This window comes from Pseudoalteromonas sp. HF66 (assembly GCF_011806445.1).
Classification (GTDB): domain Bacteria; phylum Pseudomonadota; class Gammaproteobacteria; order Enterobacterales; family Alteromonadaceae; genus Pseudoalteromonas; species Pseudoalteromonas apostichopi.
Genome location: NZ_JAATOU010000021.1, coordinates 59,225 through 65,489, shown reverse-complemented (window position 1 = coordinate 65,489; position 6,265 = coordinate 59,225). Strand labels below are relative to the sequence as shown.

At 43.4% G+C, this 6,265-nt stretch carries 7 protein-coding genes; 2 read left to right on the top strand and 5 right to left on the bottom strand.

The genetic code is table 11. From position 1 onward, the window contains the following. Positions 1-325 precede the first annotated feature (325 nt). Positions 326-871 (bottom strand): oligoribonuclease, encoded by a 546-nt coding sequence (gene orn / locus HCZ11_RS16835; RefSeq protein ID WP_130049849.1) that lies wholly within the window; start codon positions 869-871, stop codon positions 326-328. Positions 872-993: 122 nt separating this feature from the next. On the opposite strand from orn, the gene rsgA reads away from it, so the two are divergent. Beyond that, positions 994-2,052: a small ribosomal subunit biogenesis GTPase RsgA gene (gene rsgA / locus HCZ11_RS16830; RefSeq protein ID WP_167659022.1), complete on the top strand. Its 1,059-nt coding sequence runs from the start codon at positions 994-996 to the stop codon at positions 2,050-2,052. An 18-nt stretch (positions 2,053-2,070) separates the two neighbouring features. Further along, positions 2,071-2,937, top strand: coding sequence for an archaetidylserine decarboxylase (asd, locus tag HCZ11_RS16825; protein ID WP_205987916.1), 867 nt, complete (start codon positions 2,071-2,073; stop codon positions 2,935-2,937). Between the two features lie 38 nt (positions 2,938-2,975). Here asd and HCZ11_RS16820 read toward each other — a convergent pair whose 3' ends face one another. Genes HCZ11_RS16820 through thiS form a run of 4 tightly spaced genes read right to left on the bottom strand, consistent with a single transcriptional unit; the run spans position 2,976 to position 6,265 of the window. Further along, positions 2,976-3,743: a HesA/MoeB/ThiF family protein gene (locus HCZ11_RS16820; protein WP_130049851.1), complete on the bottom strand. Its 768-nt coding sequence runs from the start codon at positions 3,741-3,743 to the stop codon at positions 2,976-2,978. A 1-nt stretch (position 3,744) separates the two neighbouring features. Beyond that, positions 3,745-5,268 (bottom strand): thiamine phosphate synthase, encoded by a 1,524-nt coding sequence (gene thiE, locus HCZ11_RS16815; RefSeq protein WP_167659021.1) that lies wholly within the window; start codon positions 5,266-5,268, stop codon positions 3,745-3,747. A 15-nt stretch (positions 5,269-5,283) separates the two neighbouring features. Beyond that, positions 5,284-6,066 carry a thiazole synthase gene (locus tag HCZ11_RS16810; RefSeq protein ID WP_167659019.1) on the bottom strand — a complete coding sequence of 261 codons (783 nt, stop codon included), beginning with the start codon at positions 6,064-6,066 and terminating at the stop codon, positions 5,284-5,286. A gap of 1 nt (position 6,067) precedes the next feature. After that, positions 6,068-6,265, bottom strand: a complete 198-nt coding sequence (gene thiS / locus HCZ11_RS16805) for a sulfur carrier protein ThiS (RefSeq protein ID WP_130049854.1) — start codon at positions 6,263-6,265, stop codon at positions 6,068-6,070.

The window sequence follows — 6,265 nt, the reverse complement described above, 5'->3', positions numbered from 1 at the left end:
CACACGAGGCTCGAACTCGTGACCTCAACCTTGGCAAGGTTGCGCTCTACCAACTGAGCTAGTGCCGCTTTTAAGTAGTCAGTAATTTGTCCGTTGTCGCACAACCTGAAGGCTGCGGTGAAACGTTCTGGCAACTGAGCTAGTGCCGCATTCAAAAGTAGTCAGTAATTTGTCCGTTGGCGCACAACCTGAAGGTTGCGGTGAAACGTTCTGGCAACTGAGCTAGTGCCGCATTCAATTACTTAAAGACATACCAACCCCGCGGGGGTTAACGTCTTAAGCGGGGCAGGATTCTACAATAATCCGATGTGTTTGCAAATGTTTTTTACAAATTAAAGAATTTTTCTTGGTAAATCTTTAATTCCATGATCGAATCTTTGATATCGTCGAGGGCTAGATGTGAACCTTTTTTGTTCACTTGCGCTAGTACGTCAGGTTTCCAACGACGTGCAAGCTCTTTAACGGTACTCACATCAAGGTTACGGTAGTGAAAGTAGTCTTCCAATTCAGGCATGTACTTATTCATAAAGCGGCGGTCTTGGCCGATAGAATTACCACACATAGGCGAAGCACCCGCAGGTACCCATTGCTTTAAAAATGCCAATGTTTGATCAATAGCATCTTGTTCAGTCAATGTGCTGGCTTTACAGCGAGCTGTTAAACCTGATTGTCCGTGCTGAGTCGTACACCACTCGTCCATACCATTAAGCAGTTCATCACTTTGATGAATAGCAATAACAGGGCCTTCAGCCAAGATGTTTAAATCACTGTCGGTGACAACAGTGGCAATTTCGAGTATTTTATCTGTTGCTGGTTCGAGGCCAGTCATTTCCAGGTCGAGCCAGATAAGATTTGATTTATGAAAAGACATAGTTACCTTAGCGGTGCTTTCCTTTAGATCCAACGCATTTAGATATATCATATTAGTATCATCAGTCGACCTAAAGCTTTTTTTTCAAAAAGCCCGACATTTAATCAAGTTATGGGCCAAAAGTGGCAAAACAAAAGAAATTAAGTAAAGGCCAATCACGTCGAATTAAGGCCAATCACCAAAAACGCCTCTCTAATGCAGATAAAAAGCAACAGAAAGGGGCTGCAGTGCAATGGCAAAATGATAATTTAGGCCCTGTCGAAAATGCAGTTGTAATAAGTAGATTTGGTCAACATGCCGACATCGAAATCGAGTCAGGTGAAGTATTACGTTGTAATATACGGCGAACAGTATCAAGCCTTGTCTGTGGTGACGAGGTTATTTTTCGCCGTGCAAAAGTCAGCGAAGGCGACTTAGCTGGCGTTATTGAAGCAACTCATGAGCGCCGCTCACAACTGACACGCCCCGACTTTTATGACGGTGTCAAAGTAGTCGCTGCAAATATCGACCAAATTTTAATGGTCTCAGCTGTGCTTCCTGAGTTTACGCCAAACATTATTGACCGTTATTTAGTTGCCTGTGAAGACATGGGTATTGAGCCTATTTTGGTACTTAACAAAATAGATTTAATAGACGATGAAGGCCTTGCTTTTATTGATGAAATTCTCGATATCTATCGCGACCTTGGTTACCAAGTACTGTTAGTCAGTAATAAAACAGGTCATGGCATAGATGAGCTAAAACAAAAGCTGGTAGATAAAAACAGTATTTTTGTTGGTCAAAGCGGTGTGGGTAAATCAACCTTAGTCAATACAGTGCTACCCGACGCTGAAATTTTAACTCAAGAAGTCTCTGAAAACAGCGGCCTTGGCCAGCATACAACCACCGTATCGCGATTACACCATTTACCTAGTGGCGGTAACCTTATCGACTCACCAGGAATTCGTGAGTTTGGCTTATGGCATTTAGATGTTGAGCGCGTTACTTGGTGCTTTAAAGAGTTCCGTGATTTTATTGGTGGCTGTCGTTTTCGTGATTGTAAGCACTTAAACGATCCTGGCTGTATAATTCGCCAAGCTGTTGATGATGGTGAAATTTCAGAACTTCGTTTTGACAGTTACCACCGAATTTTAGAAACTATGGCCGACGGCCGTGCTGGTGCACGCGCTCCTCGCGTATAACTATTTAGGAAATAACAAGTGAGTTTAGATAAATTCAAAATTGCTATGCAATATGCCATGCCAAAACATTTCATTTCGCGCATGGTTGGCAAGTTAGCAGCAGCAAAAGCGGGTGGCTTAACAACGGCCTTGATTAAATTGTTTATCAAACAATACAAAATTGATATGAGTGAGGCTAAATACCCAGATCCAGCTCATTACAAAACTTTTAATGAGTTTTTCACTCGCCCATTAAAAGAAGGTATTCGTCCACTTGCTGAGGAAAGCGACATTGTTGCTCACCCAGTTGATGGTGCAATAAGCCAATTAGGCGATGTAGTAGACGGTCAAATCATTCAAGCCAAAGGTCATGACTACAGCTTACAAGCGTTACTTGGCGGCAATGAAGAAGACACTGCGCCGTTTTTAGGCGGTAAGTTTGCGACTATTTACTTAGCACCTAAAGATTACCACCGTATTCACATGCCTGTTGATGGTACGCTGAGCAAAATGATCTACGTACCGGGTGATTTATTTTCGGTTAACCCGTTAACAGCACAAAATGTTCCTAACCTATTTGCTCGTAACGAGCGTGTCGTGGCTATATTCGAGACCGAAATTGGTCCGCTAGCTATGGTACTTGTTGGTGCGACAATTGTTGCTAGCATTGAGACTATCTGGGCAGGCACAGTAACGCCACCAGCGGGTAAAGATGTATTTAGTTGGAATTACCCAACTGAAGGTGACAATGCAATTACCCTTAAGAAGGGTGAAGAAATGGGCCGCTTTAAATTAGGCTCTACTGTTATATTAGCTTGGGGTGCAAATCAAGCTGAGTTCTTATCAGATCAACACCCTGAAACAGTGACGCGCATGGGCACACCATTTGCGAAAATTAACGACTAATATACCCAAGCAAACCACTTTAGCTAAAAAGTGGTTTGCTAACAACGTGTCCACACACTGTTATTACATTCTGAGCATTCGCTATCTTTTTGTATACTGAAGCGCTGCTGTTGTAGTGTTAGCCCATCGAATTGAATAAACTCACTGCCCGCTTTATGGCCAAGCAATATATTGATAGCCAATAAACTTTGCATGCTCCCCATAACCCCGAGTAACGGGCTCAATACCCCAGCATTATCACAATTAAGTGCAGTTTGCTCATCCGTTTGCGGGAATACACAACCATAGCAAGGGCTATTTTCATCACGAAAATCAAAGCTCATCACCTGCCCTTGTGTTGCGATAGCTGCAGCTGAAACAAGTGGAATAGACCTAGCTAAACAATAGCGATTAACCAAATAGCGGGTAGTAAAGTTATCACTGCAATCTAGGATGATGTCAGCACCCTTAAGAAGCTCGGAACAGTTAGTTTCATCAAGTTTTTGGCATAATGGATTAACCTTTATTTGATTATTTAAACTGCTTATCACCTTAGCAGCCGCCTGCGCTTTTGCCTGCCCCATGTGGTTTACTTTATACAGTATTTGTCGCTGTAGGTTTGAAAGCTCAACCTTATCATCGTCTATCAAAGTGAGCGTTCCGATACCTGCAGCCGCTAAATAAAACAATGCCGGTGAGCCAAGCCCACCAGCGCCGACGACCACAATATGTGTAGACTTTAACTTTTTCTGACCCGCAAGCCCCACCTCTTTTATTAGTAAATGGCGACTATAACGAATTTGCTCTTTGTCGCTTAACGCGCTCATATTAAGGCTGACCTTCGACCACGTGTTTTAACTTGGCAATGGCTGCTTGGTAGTCTTCGGCTTCAGTAATCGCACGTACTACGGCAACACTACCAACATCCGTGCTCGCCACTTGCTCTGCACGTGATAAATCAATCCCACCAATTGCGACTGTTGGGTAATCAGCCATTAAAGGTACAAATTTTTCGAGCTTTTCTAAGCCTTGAATTTGCCCTGTCATGTCTTTGGTGGTGGTTGGGTAAATAGCGCCAAACGCCATATAACTTGGTCTGTAATTATGCGCGCGTAGCATCTCATAAAAACCATGGGTCGAAACACCTAAACGTAACCCAGCCTCTTTTATGGCAATTAAATTAGCGGTTTGTAAATCTTCTTGCCCTAAATGCACACCATAAGCACCATGCTTAATCGCCAATTGCCAGTAATCATTGATATACACCTGCGCACCGTATTTCTGCCCTAGCATAACTGCACTTGCAATCGCATCTTCGAGTGCAGCATCGTCTGCATTTTTCATTCTTAATTGAACAGTTTTAATCCCTTCGGCTAAACACTTCTCCAACCAATCAACGGTATCTACAACGGCATATAAACCAAGCTGTTTCGAGTCACATTCTGCAAAGCCTGCTGCCATGGTAAAATTAACCGGGCAATCAAAGTCGAGCTCATCACCTAACCAACTCCCCGCTTCGATTACTTGTGGGTAATCCGCCAGCGTTGTTGGAAAGCGAGTATGTGCAACAGGACCAATACCTTCACCATAGCGAACAGCCGCTTTTAAACCTTGGTTTATATAGGCTTTTGCTAAAATGAAGGCATCTTTAAGTGGGTACTGTTTTGCTAAGCAAGCAGCAACTACCGACGCCATACAACATCCAGTGCCATGACTATGCGGAGTTTGAATTTTTTCGTTGCCAAGCCAATATGCTTGTTCGCCTTGCACGCAGTAATCAATGCAATAGCCACTTGGGTAATCCCAATGACCACCTTTAATGATCACCGCTTTTGCACCATAGCTTGTTAACTTTTCAGCGGCTTCTTTCACTGCGCTTGGGCCAATCAAATAAACACCGGTTAATAACTGCGTTTCGTGCGTGTTCGGTGTTACTACATCGACTAATGGCAATAAACACTCTTTGATGGCACTAACAGTATCTTCTTCTGTTAATAAATCACCACTTGAAGCAATAGCAACCGGATCATAAACAACCAAAGGCGGCACTGCCCAAGTTGCTTTGTAATGTTTTAAATGTTCACTAATAAGCTGTATCTGCTGCACATTTGCAAGCATGCCAATCTTAATAACGCTGGCAGGCATATCACTGGCTAACGCGAGTAATTGTGATTCAATAACCTCTGTTGAAATCGGGTTTAGTGCTTCTACACCTAAACTGTTTTGTGCCGTTAAAGCAGTAATAACCGTACAGCCATGTACATTAAAACTTTGCATTGCCTTGATATCGGCCTGAATGCCTGCGCCGCCGCCCGAATCTGAGCCTGCTATGGTCCATACAACCTGATTCATGTTAGTCCTCACATTTTATTCTTGATGCCAAAACGGCATACCGAGAGTTGGCGTTGACGGGCTTGCTACGTCTTTTTCAGGCATCGCTTTAGCAAAATAGCTACATCGCCCCGCCTCAACAGCATTCCTAAACGCTTTACTCATAGTTACAGGGCAACCAGCACCTGCAATTGCCGAATTTAATAATACGGCATCATACCCTAATTCAAGCGCTTGGCAGGCATGAGATGGTAAACCTAAACCCGCATCAACTATTAAAGTATGGTTAGGTAAACGTTCACGGATCATTTTTAAGTTGTAAGGATTCAGCAAACCTTTACCTGTTCCAATCGGTGCGCCCCAAGGCATTAATACTTCACAACCTAAATCAGCTAGGCGCTGACACAGCACTAAATCATCGGTGCAATAAGGTAAAACTTTAAAGCCATCAGCCAATAAAATTTTAGTTGCTTCGAGCAGTGCAAATGGATCTGGCTGTAAATTATATTCATCACCAATCAACTCTAACTTGATCCAATCAGTGGCAAACACTTCGCGGCACATTTGTGCCAAGGTCACCGCTTCTTTCACACTGTGGCAACCCGCCGTATTTGGCAGCACCTTTAAGCCTGTGTTTTTTATCAATTGCCAGAAATCATCACCCGCTGCAACGCTTTGCTGGCGACGCAATGAAACGGTGACAATGTCAGCCTGTGAGGCCACTATCGAATCCTGCATAACACTTGGCGAAGGATAGAGTGCAGAGCCAATCAGTAAACGACTGCTAAATTGCTCACCATAAACCGAAAAACTATCCATCTTAACCTCCTTGAATCGGCGACAATAACTCAATGCTGTCGCCTTCGTTGAGGATTTTAGCATCGCACTGACTGCGAGGTACAAAGTCACCATTAACAGCAACCGCAAATGGGGGTCTAGCGCCAAATTGATTCAAGGCCTGAGTGAGAGATGTATCGTCGCTCACTGTAACTGACTGACCATTAATTAAAATATTCAT